This window comes from Modestobacter sp. L9-4, from assembly GCF_019112525.1.
GTDB lineage: Bacteria > Actinomycetota > Actinomycetes > Mycobacteriales > Geodermatophilaceae > Modestobacter.
In genome coordinates, this window is the sequence record NZ_CP077800.1 from 3,082,442 (window position 1) to 3,105,315 (window position 22,874).

General features: G+C 73.6%; 23 protein-coding genes. 3 read left to right on the forward strand and 20 right to left on the reverse strand.

Annotation, left to right across the window (positions count from 1 at the left end; genetic code table 11):
* The 3 genes from KUM42_RS14470 (at position 1) to KUM42_RS14480 (ending at position 3,323) form a co-directional block, all read left to right on the forward strand.
* On the forward strand, positions 1–993 hold the full coding sequence (locus KUM42_RS14470) for an ATP-binding cassette domain-containing protein (RefSeq protein WP_237493230.1): 993 nt from the start codon (positions 1–3) through the stop codon (positions 991–993).
* Positions 990–1,805 (forward strand): ABC transporter permease, encoded by an 816-nt coding sequence (locus KUM42_RS14475; RefSeq protein ID WP_237493231.1) that lies wholly within the window; start codon positions 990–992, stop codon positions 1,803–1,805. The genes KUM42_RS14470 and KUM42_RS14475 overlap by 4 nt, the downstream gene beginning before the upstream one ends.
* Before the next feature lie 222 nt (positions 1,806–2,027).
* Positions 2,028–3,323 carry a PhoH family protein gene (locus tag KUM42_RS14480; protein ID WP_237493232.1) on the forward strand — a complete coding sequence of 432 codons (1,296 nt, stop codon included), beginning with the start codon at positions 2,028–2,030 and terminating at the stop codon, positions 3,321–3,323.
* A 46-nt stretch (positions 3,324–3,369) separates the two neighbouring features.
* Here the strand turns inward: KUM42_RS14480 and KUM42_RS14485 are convergent, their stop codons facing one another.
* From KUM42_RS14485 to KUM42_RS14580, 20 genes are all read right to left on the reverse strand, one after another.
* Positions 3,370–4,269 carry a DUF559 domain-containing protein gene (locus KUM42_RS14485; protein ID WP_237493233.1) on the reverse strand — a complete coding sequence of 300 codons (900 nt, stop codon included), beginning with the start codon at positions 4,267–4,269 and terminating at the stop codon, positions 3,370–3,372.
* A 158-nt stretch (positions 4,270–4,427) separates the two neighbouring features.
* Positions 4,428–4,682 (reverse strand): hypothetical protein, encoded by a 255-nt coding sequence (locus tag KUM42_RS14490; RefSeq protein WP_237493234.1) that lies wholly within the window; start codon positions 4,680–4,682, stop codon positions 4,428–4,430.
* Complete coding sequence (locus KUM42_RS14495) at positions 4,679–7,891, reverse strand: hypothetical protein (protein ID WP_237493235.1); 3,213 nt, start codon at positions 7,889–7,891, stop codon at positions 4,679–4,681. Before KUM42_RS14495 ends, KUM42_RS14490 begins: the two co-directional genes overlap by 4 nt.
* Positions 7,872–9,917 (reverse strand): flagellar biosynthesis protein FlhA, encoded by a 2,046-nt coding sequence (gene flhA / locus KUM42_RS14500; protein ID WP_237493236.1) that lies wholly within the window; start codon positions 9,915–9,917, stop codon positions 7,872–7,874. The genes KUM42_RS14495 and flhA overlap by 20 nt, the downstream gene beginning before the upstream one ends.
* Positions 9,918–10,112: 195 nt before the next feature.
* Positions 10,113–11,246: a flagellar biosynthesis protein FlhB gene (locus KUM42_RS14505; RefSeq protein ID WP_237493237.1), complete on the reverse strand. Its 1,134-nt coding sequence runs from the start codon at positions 11,244–11,246 to the stop codon at positions 10,113–10,115.
* A gap of 30 nt (positions 11,247–11,276) precedes the next feature.
* Positions 11,277–12,041: a flagellar biosynthetic protein FliR gene (fliR, locus tag KUM42_RS14510; protein ID WP_237493238.1), complete on the reverse strand. Its 765-nt coding sequence runs from the start codon at positions 12,039–12,041 to the stop codon at positions 11,277–11,279.
* 7 nt (positions 12,042–12,048) lie between these two features.
* Complete coding sequence (gene fliQ / locus KUM42_RS14515) at positions 12,049–12,324, reverse strand: flagellar biosynthesis protein FliQ (protein ID WP_237493239.1); 276 nt, start codon at positions 12,322–12,324, stop codon at positions 12,049–12,051.
* The gene (fliP, locus tag KUM42_RS14520) at positions 12,321–13,154 is read right to left on the reverse strand and encodes a flagellar type III secretion system pore protein FliP (RefSeq protein ID WP_237493240.1); all 834 of its coding nucleotides are present in this window, start codon (positions 13,152–13,154) and stop codon (positions 12,321–12,323) included. The genes fliQ and fliP overlap by 4 nt, the downstream gene beginning before the upstream one ends.
* Complete coding sequence (locus KUM42_RS14525; protein WP_237493241.1) at positions 13,154–13,579, reverse strand: flagellar biosynthetic protein FliO; 426 nt, start codon at positions 13,577–13,579, stop codon at positions 13,154–13,156. Before KUM42_RS14525 ends, fliP begins: the two co-directional genes overlap by 1 nt.
* The gene (gene fliN, locus KUM42_RS14530) at positions 13,576–14,316 is read right to left on the reverse strand and encodes a flagellar motor switch protein FliN (protein ID WP_237493242.1); all 741 of its coding nucleotides are present in this window, start codon (positions 14,314–14,316) and stop codon (positions 13,576–13,578) included. The genes KUM42_RS14525 and fliN overlap by 4 nt, the downstream gene beginning before the upstream one ends.
* On the reverse strand, positions 14,313–15,284 hold the full coding sequence (locus tag KUM42_RS14535; RefSeq protein WP_237493243.1) for a flagellar motor switch protein FliM: 972 nt from the start codon (positions 15,282–15,284) through the stop codon (positions 14,313–14,315). Before KUM42_RS14535 ends, fliN begins: the two co-directional genes overlap by 4 nt.
* 160 nt (positions 15,285–15,444) lie before the next feature.
* Positions 15,445–15,906, reverse strand: coding sequence for a flagellar basal body-associated protein FliL (gene fliL / locus KUM42_RS14540; RefSeq protein ID WP_237493244.1), 462 nt, complete (start codon positions 15,904–15,906; stop codon positions 15,445–15,447).
* Positions 15,903–16,964, reverse strand: coding sequence for a flagellar motor protein MotB (locus KUM42_RS14545; RefSeq protein WP_237493245.1), 1,062 nt, complete (start codon positions 16,962–16,964; stop codon positions 15,903–15,905). The genes fliL and KUM42_RS14545 overlap by 4 nt, the downstream gene beginning before the upstream one ends.
* Positions 16,961–17,731 (reverse strand): flagellar motor protein, encoded by a 771-nt coding sequence (locus tag KUM42_RS14550; RefSeq protein WP_237493246.1) that lies wholly within the window; start codon positions 17,729–17,731, stop codon positions 16,961–16,963. Before KUM42_RS14550 ends, KUM42_RS14545 begins: the two co-directional genes overlap by 4 nt.
* 3 nt (positions 17,732–17,734) lie before the next feature.
* Entirely contained in the window at positions 17,735–18,025 is a 291-nt protein-coding gene (locus KUM42_RS14555) for a flagellar FlbD family protein (RefSeq protein ID WP_237493247.1), read from the reverse strand.
* A 144-nt stretch (positions 18,026–18,169) separates the two neighbouring features.
* Positions 18,170–19,459 (reverse strand): flagellar hook protein FlgE, encoded by a 1,290-nt coding sequence (locus tag KUM42_RS14560; protein ID WP_237493248.1) that lies wholly within the window; start codon positions 19,457–19,459, stop codon positions 18,170–18,172.
* Between the two features lie 57 nt (positions 19,460–19,516).
* Complete coding sequence (locus tag KUM42_RS14565; RefSeq protein ID WP_237493249.1) at positions 19,517–20,005, reverse strand: flagellar hook assembly protein FlgD; 489 nt, start codon at positions 20,003–20,005, stop codon at positions 19,517–19,519.
* Positions 20,006–20,020: 15 nt separating this feature from the next.
* Positions 20,021–21,448, reverse strand: a complete 1,428-nt coding sequence (locus KUM42_RS20305) for a flagellar hook-length control protein FliK (RefSeq protein ID WP_304610701.1) — start codon at positions 21,446–21,448, stop codon at positions 20,021–20,023.
* Positions 21,445–22,425, reverse strand: coding sequence for a transglycosylase SLT domain-containing protein (locus KUM42_RS14575; protein WP_237493250.1), 981 nt, complete (start codon positions 22,423–22,425; stop codon positions 21,445–21,447). Before KUM42_RS14575 ends, KUM42_RS20305 begins: the two co-directional genes overlap by 4 nt.
* Positions 22,413–22,865 carry a flagellar export protein FliJ gene (locus KUM42_RS14580; RefSeq protein ID WP_237493251.1) on the reverse strand — a complete coding sequence of 151 codons (453 nt, stop codon included), beginning with the start codon at positions 22,863–22,865 and terminating at the stop codon, positions 22,413–22,415. Before KUM42_RS14580 ends, KUM42_RS14575 begins: the two co-directional genes overlap by 13 nt.
* Positions 22,866–22,874 lie beyond the last annotated feature (9 nt).

Genomic DNA, 22,874 nt, shown 5'->3' on the forward strand with positions numbered 1-22,874 from the left:
GTGATCCACGCCCGCGGCCTGGCCCGCACCTTCCGCAAGAAGAAGCAGGAGGTGCACGCCGTCGCCGGGGTGGACCTCGACGTCGACGCGGGGGAGATCGTCGGCTTCCTGGGGCCCAACGGCGCCGGCAAGACCACCACGCTGCGGATGCTCACCACGCTGCTGGCGCCCACCTCGGGCACGGCCACGGTGGCCGGCTGCGACCTGATCAGCGACCCGGTCGGGGTGCGCCGCCGGATCGGCTACGTCTCCCAGAGCGGCTCGACCGCCCCGGAGGCCAGGGCCGGTGAGGAGGTCGTCGACCACGCGCGGCTCTACGGCATCAGCACCGCCGAGGCCACCGAGCGCGGCAAGCAGCTGTTCCGCGACCTGGACCTCGACGGACTGTGGGAGCGCCAGCCCAAGACGATGTCCGGCGGTCAGCGACGGCGGCTGGACATCGCGCTGGGCCTGGTGCACGTGCCGGGCCTGGTCTTCCTCGACGAGCCCACCACCGGGCTCGACCCGCAGGCCCGGGCCAACCTGTGGCAGCACATCCGCGGGCTGCGCGAGGAGCGCGGGACGACGGTCTTCCTCACCACCCACTACCTCGACGAGGCCGACGCGCTCTGCGACCGGATCCTGGTCATCGACGCCGGCCGCATCGTCGCCAGTGGCACGCCGGACGAGCTGAAGTCCGACGTCGGCGGTGACGTGCTGACCGTGACCGTCGAGCACGCCGGGCAGGCCGCCCAGGTCGCCGCGCTGATGGCCGCACTGCCGGGCGCGGAGACGCCGCAGGTCACCGACACCCGGGTGGTCGGCCGGGCCCCGCACGGCGGCGCCGCGCTGGTCGCGCTGGTGCGCGAGCTGGACGCCGCCGGGGTCGCGGTCGCCGGCATCGAGAGCCGCCGGCCCAGCCTGGACGACGTCTTCCTCGGCCTCACCGGCCGGTCCCTGCGCGAGGAGTCCGCGCCCGCCCGCCCCGCCGCCCCACTGGAGACCGCCCGATGACCACGCCCAGGACCACGACGACGGCCACGGCCTCGGCCACCGGCCAGCTGGCCACCAGCAACCTGGCCCGCGACACCTACACCGTGTTCGCCCGGGCCATGCGGATGTCGCTGCGCAACCCGGCCTGGCTGGTCATCAGCCTGATGCAGCCGGTCCTCTACATCCTGCTGTTCGGCCCGCTGCTCGAGCCGCTGTCCGGGCAGCTGGGCGCCGCCAACGCCTACCAGGTGTTCGTGCCCGGGATCCTGGTGCAGCTGGGCATCTTCGGTGCCCTCTTCGTCGGGTTCGGGCTGATCGCCGAGTACCGGGCCGGGGTCATCGAGAGCCAGCGGGTCACCCCGGCCAGCCGCACCGCGCTGCTGCTGGGGCGGGTGCTCCGCGACGTCGTCGTCCTGCTGGTGCAGGGCACGCTGCTGGTGCTGGTCGCGATCCCGCTCGGACTGCGGGCGCCGCTGGTCGGCGTCGTCCTGACGCTGGTGGTCATCGGCCTGCTGGGGGCGGCGTTCGCGTCGGTCTCCTACGCGCTGGCGCTCACGCTGAAGAGCGAGGACGCCTTCGCCCCGCTGCTCAACGCCGTCGTCCTGCCCGTCCTGCTGCTGTCGGGGATCCTGCTGCCGATGACGCTCGCGCCGGGCTGGCTGCAGGCGGTCAGCGACGTCAACCCGCTCAAGCACGTCGTCGAGGGCACCCGGTCGTTCTTCGACGGCGACTACGGCAGCTCGACCGCGTGGTGGGGCGCCGCGCTGACCGTGGCGATGGGCGTGGCCGGCTGGTGGTTCGGCGTCCGACGTTTCCGGCAGGAGTCCAGCTGACGAACTGAGGCCCACACGTCACCCGTTGGCGTGTCCCGGGGGTGTTCCTGTCGGTGGGAACGCCTAGCGTCCGGGATGGAGGACGAGCTCACCTCGTCGTCCACGGGAGGCCCGGTTGGTGCGACGTCGTACGTCAGCCAAGGGGGCCGCGTCCCGGCCCCAGCGCCGGGACCCGGCCGCCTTCGAGCCGGGGCGCGCTGTGCGCCCCACGGGAGCCGATTCGTGACCACGCGCCGCACGTTCGTCCTCGACACCTCCGTCCTGCTCTCCGACCCGGGCGCGCTGCTGCGCTTCGAGGGGCACGACGTGGTGCTGCCCCTGGTGGTCATCAGCGAGCTGGAGGCCAAGCGCGACCACCCCGAACTCGGGTGGTTCGCCCGCCAGACGCTGCGCGCGCTCGACGACCTGCGGGTCCAGCACGGCCGCCTCGACGCACCCGTCCCGGTCGGTGACGCCGGCAGCACGCTGCACGTCGAGCTCAACCACAGCGACGCCTCGGTGCTGCCCGCCGGTTTCCGCAACGACAGCAACGACAGCCGGATCATGGTCGTCGCGCTGAACCTGCGCGCCGACGGCAAGGACGTCTGCCTGGTCACCAAGGACGTGCCGTTGCGGGTCAAGGCCGCCGCCCTGGGGCTGGAGACCGACGAGTACCGGGCGCTGGGCGCCGTCGACGCCGGCTGGACCGGGATGGCCGAACTGGCGCTCGAGGAGGAGGAGATCCAGGCCCTGTACGAGCACGGGACGGCGGACGTCCCGGCCGCCGCCGAGCTGCCCACCCACACCGGGCTGGTGCTGATGAGCGGCCGAGGGTCGGCGCTTGGCCGGGTGGCCCCGGACAAGTCCGTGCGCCTGGTGCGCGGTGACCGCGACGCCTTCGGGCTGCACGGCCGCTCGGCCGAGCAGCGGATCGCCCTGGACCTGCTGATGGACCCCGAGATCGGCATCGTGTCGATGGGCGGGCGCGCCGGCACCGGCAAGTCCGCGCTCGCGCTGTGCGCCGGGCTGGAGTCGGTGATGGAGCGCCGGGCGCACAAGAAGGTCGTGATCTTCCGGCCGCTGTACGCCGTCGGTGGCCAGGAGCTCGGGTACCTGCCCGGCGGTGGCGACGAGAAGATGGCGCCCTGGGCGCAGGCCGTCTTCGACACCCTCGGTGCGCTGGTCTCCGCCGCCGTGCTGGACGAGATCGTGGCCCGCGGGCTCATCGAGGTGCTGCCGCTGACCCACATCCGCGGCCGGTCGCTGCACGACTCCTTCGTGATCGTCGACGAGGCCCAGTCGCTGGAGCGTGGCGTGCTGCTCACCGTGCTGTCGCGGCTGGGCACCAACTCCCGCGTCGTGCTCACCCACGACGTGGCCCAGCGCGACAACCTCCGCGTCGGCCGCCACGACGGCGTGACCGCGGTGATCGAGGCGCTGAAGGGCCACCCGCTGTTCGCCCACGTCACCCTGACCCGCTCCGAGCGCTCCCCGATCGCCGCCCTGGTCACCGAGATGCTCGAGGACCTGCCCCTCTGACCCACCGTGTGCGCTGAGGCGGGGGCCCCACGCCGGGGACCCCGCCTCAACGCACACCGAACAGCGCCCGCCGGGCCGCATGCACGGCGAGCAGGTCACGCCGGCAGTCGGCCGGGTCGGTGGTCATCCGGGAGTGGTCGAACCGGAGCGTCAGCCAGCCGATGCCCGCGAGCAGGGCGTCCCGGCGGATGTCGGACTCCCGCTGCCGGCGCGAGCCGTGCCAAGCCGCACCGTCCATCTCCACCGCGAGCCGGACGTCGTCGTACGCGGCGTCGAGGATGAACCGCTCGCCGCGGACCACGACCTCGCGCTGCTGCACGAAGGTGGGCATGCCCGGTCCGCGCAGGACCTGCAGGCAGCCCCAGATCTCCAGTTCGCTGCGGCACCCGTCGGCGAGCAGGCCGACGAGTGCGGCGAGGTCGCGGCGTCCCGGCAACCGCGGGCGCCGCGCCAGTTCGTGCTCCAGGTGAGCTGGTGTGCACAGCCGCGCCCGGACTGCTTCGATCGCCGCCGAGCGGACCAGCACGGGGTCCGTCGGCCAGGTGTCCACGACCGCTCGCTCCACGCAGGCCACCGGGATGCCCCGGACGCGCCGGGTGATCTCGTCGACGTCCGGTGCCCGGTGCAGGACGACCCCGGCCGAGCCGCGAGCGCTGCGGGCGGTGTCGACCGTCAGGTGGACGGGACCTTCGGGAACCGGGATGAGCTCCCACAGTGCGAGAGCGGAGCGGTGACTGACGATGCCGCGACGGGTCAGGGCGACGGCGTCCATGCGGGTGCGCCAGTCCGCCGCCGCGGCGGGGAGTGCGTAGACGCCCGGTTGCAGCCTGACCAGTCGGCCGGCGGCCACCCAGGCGTCGACGGACCCGCGGTCCACCCGGCCGACGAGCTCGCTGCGGGTCGTCCAGCCCCGCTCGCCGATGAGGGCGGTCACGTCCCACGCCACTCCGACAGCCTGGCGCAGAGCGGCCACCACAGCGCCCGCCGCCCGGCGGACCTGTGGACGACGGCCGACGGAGTGCGTTGACGCAGAGTTCCGATGCCGATCACCCCGCCGGAGCGCACACCGTCACGCAGGTCTGGCCGGGTCGGCCGGGCGCTGGGTCAGGCGGTGGGGGCGGGTTCGCCGTCGGCGGGGGCCTCGGCGGGCCTCGCGGACCGCTTGGCGGGCTTGACCGGGGGCGGCGGGGTGCTCGCCCAGCGGACCAGGGAGACCACCGCCCAGCCGGCGCCGAGGCACCACAGCAGCCGGGTGAGGACGTCCTCGGCGGTGAACTCCCCGCGCAGCGCCAGCAAGAAGACCGGGACGGCCAGCACGAAGCCGGTCACCACGACGTCCCACCGGAACGGGCTGATCATGCGTCCATCTCCTCCAGCCGCTCGCACAGCAGCGAGGCCCAGCGGTGCGCGGTGGCCCGGGTGCCGTCGACCAGCGCGACCGGGACGTCGACGTGACCGAGCACGGCGGCCGGGTCGGCGGTGGCGTCGGTGTCGGAGACGATGACGGCGTCGACGCGGGGCAGCGCGTCCAGCCACGGGACGAGGTCCTCGGGCTTGCGGGTGGAGTCCATGACCGCCCACACGGTGGCCGGGTCCCACACCGAGAGCATGTGCTCCATCCACGGCCCGCCGGAGGTCCGCAGCGGGGCGTCGACGGCCACGATCGTCACGGTGTCGGTCGTGGCGGTGCGGCGGCGCTCGAGCGCGGTCTCCAGCGAGGTGATCCGGCTCGGGGCCGGGGCCAGGCCGGCCAGCGCGCCGGAGGCGGCCCACTGCACGTCCTCGGGCTCCAGTCGCAGCGACAGCGCCAGCGACCGGGCCGCGGCGAAGGTCTCCGCGCCCGGGCCCACGACCATGATCACGTCGCCGGGCTCGGCCACCACGTACGGGGCGGCGGGCAGGTGCTCGGTCAGCGTCCGGGTCAGGGCCGCGTAGACGCCGCGGGTGGCGGCATCGGCGGAGAAGTCCGGGCCGAGCATGACGTCGGGGACGCCGAGGGTGAGCAGCCGCAGCTCGAGCTCCTCGGAACCGGTCATCGCGAAGGGGGCCAGCGCGCTGGACGGCGCCGGGACCAGGTGGTGGACGGTGGCCAGCCGGTCGCCGGTCTCACCGGCGGAGGTCAGCGCACCGAACGGCGCAGCACCGAACGACGGCGCACCGATCGACGGCAGGGTCGGCGAGGACACCGCGGGCGACACCTGCGGGCGCATCGCCGTCGGCCGGGACGCGGGCACCGGCGGGCGGCCGCGGCGCACCGGCGGCAGACCGGGCCGGGAGCCGGCGCCGCTGCTGCTGCTGCCGAGGGCGCGCGGCGGGGTGAGCGACAGCGCCGGCATCATCCGGGTGGCGTCCATGGGCAGCGGTGCGGGGTCGCTGGCGGTGCGGGCCAGCGTCACCGGGACGGCGACGTGCTGCGCCTGGGCCTCCGTCGGACGGTGCTCCATGTGGCGGACCTCCTGGATCGGGGACTCGTCGACGAGGACGGCGTCCACGACCATGCTCTGGGCAGCGGCGGCCTGGGCGGCCCGCTGGGCGATCCGGGCGTCGCTGGCGTACGCCGTGCCGCGGAGGGCGTCGACCCGGTGGGACCCGGTGTCGTAGGCGCTGGGCTCGGTGGACTCGTAGGCCCACGGCTGGGGGACGTCGCGCACGCGGTCGTCGGCGCTGACGTCGGGGAAGCGGTGCCGCCCACGGCCGGAGCCGTTGGCCGCCAGGACCTCCTCGAGCAGGTCGGCGAGCTCCTCGTCGGCGTTCCGCACCGACTCGACCATCGACAGCGCCGGCAGCTCGGCCTGCACCCCCGCGGCGAGCTCCAGACGGGCGGCCTCCACGCGGGCGATCTCGGCGGCCTCGGCCTCGGCCTGCAGCCGGGCGGCCTCGGCCCGGACGGCCTCGACGCGAGCGGCCTCGACGCGAGCGGCCTCGAGACGAGCAGCCTCGAGACGGGCGGCCTCGACGCGGACGGCCTCGGCGGCCTCCGCCTCGGCCTGCAGCCGAGCGGCCTCGACCCGGACGGCCTCGACGCGAGCGGCCTCGACGCGAGCGGCCTCGAGACGAGCGACCTCCGCCTCGGCCTCGGCCTGGAGCCGAGCGGCCTCGATCCGGGCCGCCTCGAGACGAGCGGCCTCGGCGCGAGCCGCCTCGGCCTCCTCTGCCTGACGGCGGGCGGCCTCGGCGGCCTCCGCCACCGCCTGGCGACGGGCCGCCTCCTCGGCAGCCTCCGCCTGACGACGGACCGCCTCGGCAGCGGCCTCCGCGGCGGCCTCGGCCTCGGCCCGCAGCCGGGCGGCCTCGGCCCGCTCGGCCTCGACCCGGGCGGCCTCGACCCGGGCAGCCTCGAGCCGCTCGGCCTCGACCCGGGCAGCCTCGGCGCGGACTGCCTCGATGCGGGCAGCCTCGAGGCGCTCTGCCTCGGCTTGCTCGGCCTCGATGCGAGCAGCCTCCATGCGGGCAGCCTCGATGCGAGCCGCCTCGACCCGGGCAGCCTCGATGCGGGCCGCCTCAGCCCGCTCGGCCTCGATGCGGGCAGCCTCGACCCGGGCAGCCTCAATGCGGGCGGCCTCGATGCGAGCCGCCTCCTCGGCCTCGGCCTGCACCTGTGCGGCCTCCGCCGCGACGGCGGCCGCAGCGGCGGCCTCGGCTGCGGCACGCGTGCGCGCCGCCTCGGTGCGGGCGGCCTCGACGCGGGCGGACTCGGCCGCGGCGGCCTGGACCCGCTGGCGCGTGACCTCGGCGGCGGCCGCCTCGATCCGGGCGGCAGCGGTGCGGGCGGCGTCGGCCGCAGCGGCCTCAGCGGCAGCCGTCTCGGCCGCAGCAGCCTCCTCGGCAGCAGCGGCGGCGGCGGCGGTCTCCGCGGCCTCCTCGGCGGCGGCCTGGACGGGGCTGGAGGCCACCATCCGGGTCAGCGCGGCGGCGAACGGGGAGGGGCGCACGGACTCCTCGACGGCGGGCTCGGCCACCGGGCGCTGGGCCTGCAGCTCCTCCGCCGACAGCATCAGCGTGGCCTTGGCCGGGGCGAACGGCTTGGCCTCGGTGCGCCGGCCGGCGGCCGGGGCGGTGGCGGCGCGGCCGGGCGAGCGGACGGCGGACCGGGCGGGCGCAGGCTCGTCGATCCACTCCTCGACCCACTCGGGGGTCGCGGTGCGGCCGGCGGTCACCCGGGCCGGGGCGGCGACCCGGTCGGCGGCGACCCGGTCGGCCGCCAGCGCACGGGCGGTCACCGGACGGCGGGCGGGGTCGGCCGCGGCGCTGCCGGCGCGGTCGTACAGCGCGACGTCGGGTGCTTTCGGGGACACCGAGCCCAGCAGGTCGGCGAGCTCGGCCATCCGGTCGTCCAGGGACGGCGCCGGCGCGGCGGCCGGGCGGGCGTCGTCGGCCGGGACGCGCGGGGCGGCGGCGGCCTTGGGGACCTCCACCTCGGCGATGAACCGCTCGTTGGTGAAGAACCCGAACATCCCGCCGGAGCGGATGCGGCGGACCCCGACGACGCGGGCCGAGGACCCGTACTGCTCACGCGCGGCGGCGATGGCCTCGTCACGCGTGGCGGCCTCAACGGACTGCGTAGGCACCGCTCACCACTCCCAGGGACTCGATCTGTGCTGTGCGGGACACCTCGTTGTAGGAGATGACCGTCAGCCGGGGCAGGACCTGGCGGACCAGGCGGGACAGTGCGGCGCGGATCTGCGGGGAGCAGACCAGCACGGGGGAGAGGTTCAGCCGCTCGGCGTCCTCGAGGAGGTCGGTGGCGCCGCGGACCAGGACGTCGACGGTGTGGCCGTCGAGCGCCAGCACCTGCCCGCCCTCGGTCTGCCGCACCGACTCCAGGAGCCGCTGCTCGAACGAGGGGTCCAGCGTGATGACGTGCAGTCGCTCGTCGTCGGTGACGTAGGGGTGGCTGATCGCCGCGCCGAGCGCGGTGCGCACGGCCTCGACCAGTCCGTCGAGGTCGGTGGAGACCTTGGCGCGCAGCGACAGTGCCTCGAAGATGCGCACCAGGTCGCGGATGGAGACGCCCTCGTCCAGCAGCGCCTGCAGCACCTGCTGCACCTGGCCGAGGCTGAGCAGCGCGGGGGTGAGCTCGTCGACGACGGCGGGGTGCGAGCGGCGGACCATCTCCACCAGCACCTTGACGTCCTCGCGGCCCAGCAGCGCGGAGGCGTTCTGCCGCACGACCTCGGCCAGGTGCGTGGTGATGACCGAGGAGCGGTCGACCACCGTGGCGCCGGCCATCTCGGCCTGCCGCTGCAGCTCGGCGGGCACCCACTTGGCGGCCAGTCCGAAGACCGGCTCGCGGGTGGCCTTGCCGGGCAGCCCGTCGAGGTGGTCGCCGATGGCGAGCACGGTGCCGGCGGGCGAGGAGCCCTTGGCCGCCGGGACGCCGTTGAGCCAGATGACGTACTGCGAGGCGGGCAGGTCCAGGTTGTCGCGGGTGCGGACCAGCGGGATGACCAGGCCGGTCTCCATCGCGACCTTGCGGCGCAGCGCCTTCACCCGGTCCAGCAGGTCGCCGCCCCGGGCGGTGTCGACCAGCTCGACGAGGTCGAAGGCGACCTCGAGCTCCAGCGGGTCGACCCGCATCCGGTCGGCGATGGCCTCGGGGGAGTCCGGCTGCGCCTCGGCGGCCTCGAGCTCGCCCTTGGGCGCCTCGTCCTCGTCGACGTCCGGCTTCTCGGTGAGCCGGCTGGCGGCGAGGAGGAAGAGCCCGCCGATGAGCAGGAACGGCAGCTTCGGCAGGCCTGGGATCAGGCACAGCGCGATCGAGGCGATGCCGGCGATGCGCACCGGCTGCTTGTTGCGGCCCAGCTGGGCGAGCAGGTCGCTGCCCATGTCGCCCTGGGCGGCCGAGCGGGTGACGATGAGGCCGGTCGCGGTGGAGATCAGCAGCGCGGGGATCTGGGAGACCAGACCGTCGCCGACGCTGAGCAGGGAGTAGGTGGAGACCGCCTCGCCGGGGGACATGCCCTTCTGCATGACCCCGATCGCGAAGCCGCCGATCAGGTTGATCAGGGTCACGATGATGGCGGCGATGGCGTCGCCCTTGACGAACTTGCTGGCACCGTCCATCGAGCCGTAGAAGTCGGCCTCGGCAGTGACCTCGGTGCGCCGCCGGCGCGCCTGCGCCTCGTTGATCAGGCCGGCGTTGAGGTCGGCGTCGATGGCCATCTGCTTGCCGGGCATCGCGTCGAGGGTGAAGCGGGCCCCGACCTCGGCGACGCGGCCGGCACCGTTGGTGATGACGACGAACTGGATGATCGTCAGGATGATGAAGATGACCAGTCCGACGATCAGCGAGCCGCCGATCACGAAGTGACCGAAGGCCTCGATGACCTTGCCGGCGTAGCCGTCGCTGAGCACCAGGCGGGTGGAGGAGACGTTCAGCGCCAGCCGCAGCAAGGTCGCGATGAGCACCAGCGACGGGAAGATCGCGAAGTCCAGCGGCCGCCGGATGTTCATCGACACCAGCAGGATCAGCAGCGACGCGGCGATGTTGAAGCCGAGCAGCAGGTCCAGCACGGCGGCCGGCAGCGGGACGACGAGCATGAGCACGATCGACACGACGCCGACGGGGACGGCTGCCTTGGTCAGCTTGCCCACGAGACCTCGTTCCTGTGCGGATGGCGAACCGGTGCGGAGGTGGTGCGCCGGTGCGCTCCTCAGGGACCTTCTCGGCAGCCGTGGGAACGGTCCGTACCGCGCGGCCGTGCGCGGGCAGCCCGCTGGCCCCGCTGGTCACAACCGCCCCCGGCGACGCAGCGGGAGGGTGTGGGCGGGGCGGGTGGGGCCGGAGGGTCAGCGGCGGCGGCCGGCCTTGGGCAGGTCGACCAGGTCGGGGGCCTCGAAGCCGGGCCGGTGCATGCCGCCGCGGACGCCCTTGGCCGACAGGTGCATCACGAAGGCCAGCACCCGGGCGACGGCGGTGAACAGCTGCGCCGGCACCTCCTGGCCGATCTCGCAGGAGCCGTGCAGCGCCCGGGCGAGGGGGATGTCCTGCACCATCGGCACCCGGCACTCCTCGGCGCGGGCGCGCAGCTTGGCGGCCACCTCGCCGGCGCCCTTGGCGACGATCCGGGGGGCTCCCTTCATCGGGTCGTACTTGATCGCCACCGCGACGTGGGTGGGGTTGACCAGCAGGACGTCGGCGTCGGCGACCTCGGACATCATCCGGTTGCGCGACATCGCCATCTGGGTCGCGCGGCGCTGGGCCTTCACGTGCGGGTCGCCCTCGGCCTGCTTGTGCTCCTGCTTGATCTCGGTGTGGCTCATCTTGAGCTTCTTCATCATCTTCTTGCGGACGACGACGTAGTCGGCGATCGCGATGGCCAGGCCGGTGATGGCCACCACCCGGAACATCAGCACGGCGGACTCGGAGAACGTGCGCGCGACCTCCGACAGCGGCAGCGCGCCGGAGGCCGAGACGAGCTCCTGCGCCTTGTCGGAGGTGACGACGATCACGACGCCCAGCGCGATGGTCTTGATCAGCGCCTTGGCTGCCTCCCACGCCCCCTGCGTGCCGAACATGCGCTTGATGCCGGGGAAGGGGTTCAGCTTCTTCAGCGTCGGCTTCATGCTCTTCGTGGCGAACGTGACCCCGCCCTGGGCCGCCGAGGACAGGGTGCCGACCAGCATCATCCCCAGCGCCATGGGCAGCACGGTCACCAGGAAGGCGTCCAGCGCCTGGCCGAGCAGTGCGGTGACCGCTGCCGTCTCGGGGTTCCGGGTGACGGAGCCGATCTGGATGAAGAGCACCTGGACCTCGTGGAACGCCTTCCCCACCAGGGCGGGCACGAGGACGCTCGCGGCCGCCGTGCCCAGCCAGGTGCCCAGCTCCTGGGTGCGCGGGATCTGCCCTTCCTTGCGGGCCTTCTTGAGCTTCTCGGGTGTCGGCTTCTCTGTCTTCTCCCCACCCGGACCGTCCTGGGCCATCAGTCACCTCCTCTCGGGTCGTCGCGCACGTCAGCCGCTCCGCAGCGAGGTGATCGCCCGGAGGGCGTTGTCCATGAGCCCGTCCAGTGCCGGGGGCAGCAGCGGGAAGGTCAGCCCCAGCAGGGCGAGGGTGATGGTGATCTTGACCGGGAAGCCGAGCGCGAAGATGTTCAGCGTCGGGGCGGCCTTGGACAGCAGCGCCAGCGCCACGTCGGCCAGCAGCAGGACCGCCACCAGCGGCCCGGCGATCTGCATCGCGGCCAGGAACATCATCGAGAACGCCGTCAGCAGGGTGTGCCCCAGCTGCTCGGTCGGCAGCGCCCCGCCGAGGGGAAGCCCCTCGTAGGAGGTGACGAAGCCGCGGACCAGCAGCAGGTGCGCGCCGCTGGTGAACATCAGGGTGATCGCCAGCAGGTAGTGGAGCCGGCCGATGACGCCGTGGGTGCTCAGCGACAGCGGGTCGTAGGCCGGCTGCAGCGAGAACCCGCCGGTCACGTCGATGAGGTCGCCGGCCACCTGCACGGCGGAGAAGAACACCTGGACGATGAAGCCGAGTGCCGCGCCGATCACCGCCTCGGTGATCACCGTGACGACGAGGAAGCCGGCGCTGATCGCCGGCAGCGTGCCGACGATGTGCGGGTAGGCGACCAGGGACAGCGTCAGCGCCAGCGCGCCCTTGGCCGGGGCCGGGATGCTGCTGGAGTTGAACGGCGGGGCCATGACGATGAACCCGGTGGCCCGCACGCTGGCGAGCAGCAGCGCCGCCAGCGTGGCCGAGGGGACCTGCAGGTCCACCGTGGCCTCAGCCCTTGCCGAGCAACCGCGGCAGTGACGCGAACAGCTGATGGGTGAAGGAGACCAGCTCCGACAGCACCCAGTTGCCGGTCACCAGCAGCGCGATGGCCACCGCGATCATCTTCGGCACGAAGGAGAGGGTCTGCTCCTGGATCTGCGTCGCCGCCTGGAACAGCGAGATCATGAAGCCCACGAGCAGGGCGGTCAGCAGGATCGGGGCGGCCACCTTCGCCGCCACGATCATCGTCTGGGTGGCGATCTCGGTGACGTCGGCGTCGCTCACGAGTACGACCCCACGAGGGCCGTCGCGATCAGCGACCACCCGTCGACCACCACGAACAGCAGCAGCTTGAAGGGCAGGGAGACGACGCTGGGCGGGACCATCATCATGCCCATCGCCATCAGCGCGGCGCTGACCAGCATGTCCAGCACCAGGAACGGGATGAACACGACCAGGCCGATGATGAAGGCGCTCTTGAGCTCCGACAGCACGAACGCCGGCACCAGGGTCACCATGCTCACCGACTGCGCGTCGGCCGGCTTCTCCTCACCCGACAGGCCGATCATCAGCTGGAGCTCGTCGTCGCGGGTGTTGTCCAGCAGGAAGCTCTTCAGCGGCTTCTCCCCGACGTCGTAGGCCTGGGAGGCGGTCATCTGCCCGTCCAGGTAGGGCTGGACGGCGTCCTTGTTGATGTCGCTGAACACCGGGCCCATCACGAAGAGGGTCAGGAACAGCGCGATCCCGGTGAGCACCTGGTTCGGCGGCGAGGTGGGCAGGCCCAGCGCGTTGCGGGTCAGCGCCAGCACCACGAGGATCTTGGTGAACGAGGTCACCAGCAGCAGCGCCGACGGGGCGATCGACAGCACGGTGATCGCCAGGATCAGGGTCACCGCGCTGCTGGGGCTGTCCCCGCCGATCGAGATGTCCAGCCCGCCGCCGTCCACCACGGGGGCGACCGGTGCGGTCGGCGCCACCGGCGCGACCGGCGCGGCCAGGGCGGGACCGGCCAGCAGGAACATCGCGCCGGTGACGGCGAGCATCACCAGCGGCATCAGCCACCCGTACCGGCGGAGCCGGTGGCCGGCGGCCGGCATGCGCAGCGTGGTGGCCATCAGTGCCGCACCGTCCGCTCGCGCAGCTCCTGCACGACCGTCGTCCAGGTGCTCTTGTCCAGCACCGAGCCGGCCAGGGCCCCCGGGCCCGAGGGCGCGGACAGGCGCTTGGTGAGCGGCACCTGCTCCCCGTCCACGGTGGGGGCGGCGGGGGCGAGCTGGGCGGCCAGCGCGGTCTGCAGCTCCTCGTCCTCGACCTCGGCCAGCAGGGTGACCTGCTCCTCGGTCGAGCCGACGACCAGCACCCGGCCGGCCACGCGCAGCACCGAGACGCTGCTCGAGCGGCCCATCCGCTGGCGGGCGACGACCTCGATGACGCCGGTGCCGCCGCCGAGCCCGCGCTTCTTCGCCAGCTTGCTCGCGTAGAGCAGGACCACGGCGATGAAGGCCAGGCACAGCACCAGGCGGACGATCATCCAGGTCATGCGCGCGAGGTCCCGTACTCGCCCGAGTCGGTCACGATCTCGCTGATCCGCAGGCCGAAGTCCTCGTCGACCACGACGATCTCGCCGCGGGCGATGAGCGTGCCGTTGACCAGCAGGTCGGCCGGTGCGCCGGCGGCGCGGTCCAGCTCGATGACCTCGCCGGGGTGCAGCGAGAGCAGCTCGGAGACCGTCATCCGGGTCCGGCCGATCTCGACGGTGACCTCCATGGCCACGTTGCGCAGCAGGTCCAGGCTGCCGCGCCGCTCGCGCGGGCGGGGGAGGGTGACCTGCAGGGCGAGGGTCGCGCAGATCTCGCTGCCCTGCAGCAGCGGGACGGCGAGGAAGACGCCCTTGTCGCGCAGGCCGTCGAGTGCGGGGACGACGTCCTCGACCCGCTCGGCGGCGACCCGGACCTTGCCCAGTGCGGCGGCGGCGGCCTCGAGCGCCGGGCGCAGCGCGGTCGCGACGTCCATCGCGCCGACGGGGGAGTTGGTCAGTGCGCTGACGATCTCCTCCGACAGCACCAGCACGATGTCGCCGCTGACCTCGCCGCCGAGTGCCGCGGTGACGGCCGCGCCGGGGGCCGGCGGCAGCGGGACGGACTCGGGGTCCGCGACGGTCTCCCCGGCGCGCAGGTCCAGCTCGGCGGGCATGGCTGCCGCTGCGGCCTGGGCGGCGGCGGCGACCGCGGCGGCGATGGTGTCGGAGTCGGACGGGGTGGTGAAGGCGGTGGTCATGGTCGATCCTGTTCGCCGGTGCCGGTGTCGGGGACGATCTCGGCGGCCAGACGGCGCCGGTGGTTGCTCGGGAGGGCGTGGGCGAAGACCACGTCGTTGGTCGTGACCTCCAGGGGGCTGTCCTGCGTGTGGCGCAGCAGCAGCACGTCGCCCTCGGCCAGCGACAGCAGGTCACCGGAGGGGACGACGATCGGGTTGAACCGCACGCTGACGTCGACGGGGACGTCGCCCAGTCGCTCGGTCAGCGCCTCGAAGGCCCGCTGGCGCTTGTGCCGCGCGGACTCCGACAGCTGCGGGGACGCCGCGTTGGTCAGCGGGGCGGCGAAGGAGGAGAACGGCAGGACGAGGGTGGCCTCGGGCTCGCGCTCGCCGATGCGCAGGCTGTAGGTGGCGACCATGACGGTCTCCGAGCCCGCCGCGGCCTGGGCCAGCTGGGGGTTGTACTCGACACCGTCGAGGACCGGCTGCACCGGCGTGATGTGCGCGAAGGCCTCACCCAGCTCGGCGAGCAGCCGGTCGAGGAGGTGGCCGGTGATGGCGCTCTCCATGCCGGTCATCGGCCGGACGGGCTGGTCGCCCTCACCGGAGCCGCCGAGCATGTGGTCGACGATCGCCATCGCCGTCTCCAGCGGGTAGGCGAGCACGCCCTTGCCGGCCAGCGGCTCCAGGGTGAAGACGGCGACGAAGTAGGACGACGGCAGGGTCGCCACGTAGTCGTCGTAGGAGAACTGCTCGATGCCGACGAGCTCCATCCGGGCCCCGGTGCGCAGCATCGAGGTGAGGGTGGTGGTCGCCTGGCGGGCGAAGGACTCCTGCGCGATCTGCAGGATGCGGACGTGCTCGCGGGACAGCTTCGTCGGGCGACGGAAGTCGTAGGTGCGCGGCTCACGGCGACGGGCACGGCCCTGCCCGTCGGGGATCCGGGGGGCGGCGCTCGGGGCGTCGGCCACGGTGTCGGACAGGCTCACGCATGTCCTCATCGGCGGTGGCCGGTACGACCCTGACCAGCCGGTGCCGGAAGTCGGCACCGGCTGGTACGGGAGCGCCCGGGTGGGGGCGCTGGGGGTGGAGCGTCAGGTGTGGTGTGCCTCGGCCCTCTCGCGCGGGGGCCGAGGTGGGGCCTCGCCGCTACTGCGTGACGTACTCCGTGTAGTAGATCGACATGACGTCGTGGTGGTAGGCCTCGACGATCGCCTCCTGCAGGTGGGCCTTCATCGCCTCGCGGTTGGCCTGCACGTCGGTGAGCGCGGCGCCGGAGAACTGGGCGATCGCGATGTCCATCGCCTGGGAGCCGTCGGGCTTGGCCCCGTGCTCGCCGCCGGCGTCGTGCTCGGCGGTGAACTGCAGCGCGAAGCCCAGCTTCAGGTAGCTGCCGCCGGCCAGGTTGATGGCCACCGGGTCGACGACCAGCACCGACCCGGGCTCGGGGGCGGGCTCGGCCTCGGCCTCGCCGCCACCGCTGAACACGAAGAAGTAGGCCGCCGCGCCGATGGCCAGCACTGCCACCAGCCCGATGATCAGCAGCTTCTTCTTCCCGCCCTTCGGCGCGTCCTCGTCCGCGGGCGTCTCGTCCTTCGTCTTCTTGCTCATCCGTGGCCTCCCTCGGAGTCGGTGGTGCCGTGACCGGTGTCGGTGGTGCCGTGACCGGCGTCGTCGGTGGTGCTGCCCGTGCTCGCCCCGACGGCTGCGGGAGCCGCCGGCGCGGCCGGTGCGGGGGTGCCGGCGGCCTGCTGGGCGGCGGCCTCCAGGCTGGGGAGCTGGGCGTTCGCGCCGGCCGAGGCGGTGGAGGCGACGACGATGTCGACCCGCCGGTTGACGGTCACGTAGCTGGGGTCGGAGTCGGGCACCAGCGGCCGGGTGCTGCCGTAGCCGGCGGCGGAGACCCGGTCCTCGACGAGGCCGTCGGTCTCGGTGAGGTGCCGGAGCACCGTGGTCGCCCGGATCGCCGACAGCTCCCAGTTCGAGGGCCAGGGGCCACCACGGGTGACCGGCAGCGAGTTCGCGTGGCCCTCGACCCGGATCAGGTTGGGCAGGCCGGCCAGGGTCGGGGCGAGTGCGTCCAGCACGGTGGCCCCGCCGGGCAGCAGCGCGGCGGACTCCGGGGCGAAGAGGACCGGGTCGGAGACCACGTGCACGACCAGGCCGCGCTCGTCGATGACGAACTCCGCAGCACCGGCCTGCCCGGCCGCGGCGAGTGCCGCCGCAAGGCCGTCGCGCGCTCGGTCCAGCTGGTCGTAGGCCGCCTTGGCCTCGGCTGCGGTCTGCTGCGCCTGCTGGGCAGCGACCTGCTCGGCGGCCTTCTTCTCCGCCTCGGTCTGCGGGGTGCCGTCGATGGCGGCCTCCTCGGCCACCTGCACCGGCTTCAGCGGGGTGTCGTCGTCGGTGGGCGCGTCGATGGCCGCACCGTCGTTGAGGATCGACACCGGGGCGCCGAAGCCCTCCTGCAGGCCCTGCGAGAACGCGGTGAACTTGGTGACGTCCACCTGGCTCATCGAGTAGAGGACGACGAACAGCGCGAACAGCAGCGTCAGCATGTCGGCGTAGGACACCAGCCACCGTTCGTGGTTCTCGTGCTCCTCCTCCTCGTGCTTCTTGGCCCGACGGCTGCCGTGCCCGCCGTGCCCGCTCTTGACGGCGTTCTTGCTCATGCCGCCTCGCGCTGCTGCTCACTGGGCGGGACGAGGGCGGACAGCTTCGCCCGGACGGTGCGCGGGCTGGTACCGGCCTGGATCTCCGCGATGCCCTCGACCAGCAGCTCCATGGAGGCGGCCTGCAGCTCGCTGGTGCGGGTGATCTTGGCGCCCATGGGCAGCCAGAAGACGTTGGCCGACAGCACGCCCCACAGGGTCGCGACGAAGGCGCTGGCGATCAGCGGGCCGATCGACTCCGGGTCGGAGAGGTTCTCCATGACGTGGATGAGCCCGATGACCGTGCCGATGATGCCGATCGTGGGCGCGTAGCCGCCCATCGAGTTGAAGAACTTGGCGGCGGTCTTGTCCTCGGCCTTCTTCGCCGAGATCTCGCCCTCCAGGATGACGCGCAGGTCCTCGGGGTCGGTGCCGTCGATGCTCATCTGCAGCCCCTTCTTGAGGAAGGGGTCGTCGATCTTCTTGACCTCGGCCTCGAGGGCCAGCAGGCCCTCCTTGCGGGCCTTCTCCGCCAGGCTGACCAGGATCTGGATGCGCTCGCTGACCGATGCGACGGCCGGCGGCATCAGCGCCATCTTGAACCAGTTGCCGATCTTCTTGACGTCGGACATCGAGATGCCGCCGACGGCCGCGCCGAAGGTGCCACCGAAGACGAGGATCAGCGGCGGGATCAGGATGATCGCCATCGGGGACGAGCCCTCGAGGATCATCGTGAGCAGGATGGCGCCCATCGCCACGGCGATGCCGATCAGAGTGGCCGGGTCCATGGGTCAGCGCTCCTGGCGGGTCGGGAAGGGGACGACGGAGGAGTCCGACGTCGCGCCGTCCGTGGTGGTCGGGACCTGCGGGCGGTGCTCGCCGCGGTCCATCGTGAAGGCCAGGGCCTGGATGCCCGCCCGGTAGTGGAGGACGGAGGCGACGACCGCGTCGACGCCCTCGGTCACGACGTACTTCGTGTCGTCGAGCAGCGTGATCACCGTGTCGGGATGGCCCTCCACACGCTGGATCAGCTCAGCGTTGAGCACGAAGTGCTCGCCGTTGAGGCGCGTCAGACGGATCACGGGAGAGCTCCTGGGTTCTGGGGCGGCGGCCGCCGGTGCCGGCGTCGTCGCGGTCGCACTGGTGTCATCGGGAGGTCGTGCGGCGTGCTTGAGGCGGGCGGTGCGGTCACCCCGGTGGGGTGACCGCACCGCCCGGCCCGGTCATCAGCGCTTGAGCTGGACCAGGTCCTGCAGGATCTCGTCGGAGGTCGTGATCACGCGGCTGTTCGCCTGGAAGCCGCGCTGGGCGACGATCAGGCCGGTGAACTCCTCGGCCAGGTCGACGTTGGACATCTCCAGCGCGCCGGCCGTGAGGCTGCCGCGGCCGCCCGTGCCGGCCTGCCCGATCAGCGGGTTGCCGGAGTTGCCGGCCGCCCGGTAGGAGCTGTTGCCGGCCTTCTCCAGGCCACCGGGGTTGGTGAAGGTGGCCAGCGCGAGCTTGCCGATCGGCTGCTTGAGGCCGTTGGAGTACGTGCCCACGATGGTGCCGTCGCCGCTGAGCGAGTAGCCCTGGAGCACGCCCATGGCGGAGCCGCCCTGCGCGGTGCCCTTGGCGGCGGCGTCGCTCTTGCCGCCGTACTGCGTCAGCGCGGACAGGTCGACGGCCACCGGCTTGGTCCAGGCGGCGAAGTTCGCGGTCTGCGCGGGCAGGGTGTACGTGGCCGGCGTGGGGGCGGCGAGCGTCCCGGCCGGGAGGTTCTTGGTGGGGTCGGCCGGGTCCGGGAACGCGGCGCTGCCGTCGGAGAACTGCAGGGTGACGGCGCCCAGCTGGGGGGTCGTGGCGGTCGGGTCGGTGAAGGTGACCTGCCACTGGTTGGGGTTCGCCGTCTTCTGCATCGTCACGCTGACCGCGTGGGCGTTGCCCAGGTCGTCGTACATCGTGATCTGCGAGGTCACGGGGGTGTCGGCGGCGATCGCGCTGGCCGACAGGTTGCCGCTGATCGCCGAGCCGGTGGTGGCCACCGGGGCGAGCACCTGGCCCGTGGGGATCCGCAGGTCCTCGATCTCGGCGTTGGCGTTGATGACGCCGTTGGCGTTGGCCAGCCAGCCCTGCAGCTTGGCGCCGTCGGGGGTGACCAGGTTGCCCACGCCGTCGGTGTCGAAGGACCCGGCGCGGGTGTAGAGGTTCTCGGTGCCCTGCTTGGTGACGAAGAAGCCGTCGCCGCTGATCATGAAGTCGCTGGCGCGGCCGGTGTTCTGGGTGGAGCCCTGGCCGAAGTTGGTGGTGATGCCGGCGACCTTGACCCCCAGGCCGACCTGCGCGGGGTTGGTGCCCGCGGTCTCGCCGTTGGGGGAGGAGCCGTTGCGCAGCACCTGGGACAGCGTGTCCTCGAAGACGGTGGTGCTGCTCTTGAAGCCCACGGTGTTGACGTTGGCGATGTTGTTGCCCGCGACGTCGAGCTTCGTCTGGTGGGCCTTGAGGCCGGAGATGGCCGAGAACATGGAACGCAGCATGGGGAGGACTCCTCGCGATCGGTGATCGGTGTGGTGCGCGTGCGGACGGCGCCGGGATCAGCTGGTGGGCGGCGTGGTGCTGGTCGGCGGCGTGCTCGCCGGGGTGCTGGTCGTGGGGGTGTCGACCTCGGGGACGGTGATCTCGGTGATCCGGCCCAGCGGGACGGCCTTGTCCCCGACGATCGCGCGGGGTTCCGAGCCCGCGGACACGAGGACCGAGGACACCGCGCCGGTGACGGTCACCCCGGTGTCGTCGGTGTAGGCGACGTGCTTGCCGACCAGGGCGCCGGCGCTCAGCGACCGCTGCAGGGTGAGCAGTTCGGCGTTCTGCGAGGCGATCTCCTCGAGCTTCTCCACCTGGGTGAAGGTCGCGGTCTGCGCCATGAACTCGCTGCTGCTGGTCGGGTTGCTGGGGTCCTGGTACTTCATCTGCGCGACCAGGAGCTTGAGGAAGGTGTCCTTGCCCATCTGGTCGGCGCGGTCGGTGGTGGAGCTGGCGTCCTGGGTGGGCTGACCGACGGTGCCGATCGGCGGGATGGTGGTCATCGAGCGTCCTCCTGGTCAGACGCGGACGTCCACGCCGGAGGACGTGGACCTGTCGGTGGTCGGGGTGCCGGCAGCCAGCGGCTCGGGGGCAGCGCCCCACGCCCGCCCGCGGGGTGTCTGCTGGCCGGGCTGTCCGGTGCTGCCCTGCTGCCCGGCGCGGGCGTCCAGCAGCTGCTGCTGTGCCGAGCGCGAGCCGGGGCCGGAGTCGCCCGTGCCGGTGCCGACCTCCAGGGAGCTGAGCGAGAGCCCGGCTCCCTCGAGGTCGCGTCGCAGGTCGGGCAGCGCGTCGAGCAGGGCGTGCCGGCCGGCCTCGTGGGCGCCGTGCAGCTTCAGGTCCAGCGTGCCGCCGGAGACGGTCACCGCGATGGTCACCTGGCCGAGGTCGTCGGGGGTGACGACGAGGGTCATCGTCTGGCTGCCGTCGGGGGCGTTGCGCAGCACGGCCAGGTGCTGGCCCAGCTGCTGGGCGACCGGCGGCGGGGGCGCGGCCGGGGCTGCGGGGGTGGGGGTGGGGGTGGGGGTGACGACGGCGGTCGAGGTCGTCACCGTGCTGCCGCCGAGCGTGAACACCGGCTCGGTGTCGGCCGGTGCGTCGGCGGCGGGCAGGGCCGGTGCGGCCGGCTGGTCCGACGAGGTGTCGGAGCTGTCCGCGGAGGTGCCCGCCCAGCCGGGGGGCGGGATCAGCACGGGCGGCGGGTCGGCGGCGGGTGCCCCCGGCCCGGGCGTAGGGCCCGGGGCCGGGGCGGCGTCCAGGACGACGGTGAGGGCTGCGGTGTCCGTCGACGTGGCCGGGGAGCCCGTGCCGTCCGTCCCCGGGGCGGTCGCCGGCTGCTGCCCGGACGACGCCGGGTCGGGCAGCGGGACGGCGGGCAGCGGGACGGCGGCGGCCGGCAGCCCGGGGACTGCGGCGGGTGCGACCGGGGCAGTGGCGTCCGGGACGGTGGCGCCCGGGACCGTGGCGCCGAGGAGCGTGGCGCCCGGGACGGTGGTGCCCGGGACGGCGGTGGTGCCGGTGACGGCGGCCGGGTCGGCGGGGACGTCCCCGGTCGGTGCGGTGACGACCGGGGTGGCGGCGGCCAGCAGCGCCCACAGGCCCGGGGCCAGCGGCACCGGGACCGGAGCGGTCGGGTCGGCCGCCGTGCCGGCAGCGGTCGCCGGGTCGGTGGGCCGGTCCGCGTCCGGGGCGTCCGGGTCCGGCGCGTCCTCGGCGGTCGTGCTCTTCGTCCCCGTGTCCGCAGCGCTGGTCCGCAGGCGGCCGTCGCGGGACCCCCGCCCGACGGCGTCGTCGGCGGGGGAGTCGCGCGGGGTGTCGCGGGTGCCCTGCAGGGCGTCGCCCAGGGCGTCGGCGAAGGCCGGCCCGCCGGGGGTGGAGGCGGGGCCGGCCGGGCGCGTGCCGGCGCGGGAGACCGCGGGCATCGACGGCAGGACGGAGGGAGCGGTCATGACCAGGCCTCCGCGGCGCTCGTGACCTTGCGGACGTAGGAGGGGGTCTCGCCGTTGGCCGGCACGCCACCGGCGCGCTGCACCGCGCCGGGTCCGGCGTTGTAGGCGGCGAGCGCGAGCTCGGTCGAGCCGAACTGGCTCGTGAGACTGCTGAGGTAGCGGGCCGCGCCGTCCACGGACGATGCCGGGTCGGTGGGGTCGACGCCCAGGCTCTTCGCGGTGGCCGGCATGAACTGCATCAGGCCGGTCGCGCCGGCCGGGGAGACCGCCGAGCTGTCGAAGCCCGACTCGGTCTTCGCCATCGCCGCCAGCAGCGCGGGGGAGACCCCGTACTTGGCTCCCGCCTGGGTGAAGAGGTCGGCGTAGGGCACGCCGCCGAGCGAGCCGCCGCCGGTCGCCGCAGTGGTCGCGGCGCCCGTGCCGTCGGGCAGCACGCGGCGGATGAGGGTGGGGCTGCCGACGTCCTGCACCTTGACAACCTCGCCCTCCTGGGGCGCGGCGATCATCTTGCCGCCGCCGACGTAGATGCCGACGTGGTCGATCCCGGAGCGGGACGAGGAGTTGTCGAAGAAGACCAGGTCGCCGGGCCGGGCCTCGGCCAGCGAGGCCACGGGACGGCCGGCGGTGGCCTGCTGGGCGGCGGTGCGCGGCAGGTCGACGCCCAGGTCGGCGTAGACGCGTTGGGTCAGCCCGGAGCAGTCCAGGCCGGAGGCGTCGGTGCCGCCCCACTTGTACGGGACGCCGAGGTACTTCGTCGCCGCGCCCACGACCTCCGCGCCGGTGCCGGTGGCCGCGGAGCCGGTGGCCGCGGTGGCGGTGGCGGTGGCCGTGCCCGTGGCGGTGGCGGTGGTGCTGCCGGTGAGCCCGGCCGCGGACGCGGCGCTGGCCCACGAGGAGCGGGTGGCCGCGGGCGCCGGCGGGAGGAAGCGGGCGTGGATCTGGCTGATCCGGGTCTGCACCGCGGCTAGTCCGTCCACGTCGTGTCCTCTCCCTTCGTCCTGGTGCTGTACGCGCCGGTGACCAGGTCGTCGATCGCCCGGGCCTCGGCCGCGTCGGCGGCTGTCTGCAGTGCGGACACGTGGCGCTCCCGGAGGCGTTCCAGGCCCTTGGTGCGCTGCGCGGCGGCTGTCCACCGCGCCCGAACCAGCTCTGCCTGTTCCGCCCGGGCGAGCGCGAGTGCCCGTGCAGCAGAGACATCGGCAGCCGCAGCGGCCGACGCGACCATCGCGGCGATGAACGCACCACCGGAGACGTGCGCGGGCAGCGAGCGGTCGGTGAGCGCGAGGGCGTCACGCTCGGCCCGTTCGGCCGCCTCGGCCGCCTCCCGGGCCGCCTGCGCCGACGCCAGGGCCGCGGCCTTCTCCTCGGTGCGGCGCAGCCGGAGGACCGGCTCGAGCCGGAAGGCCGGCTGCTTCACGGTGCACCG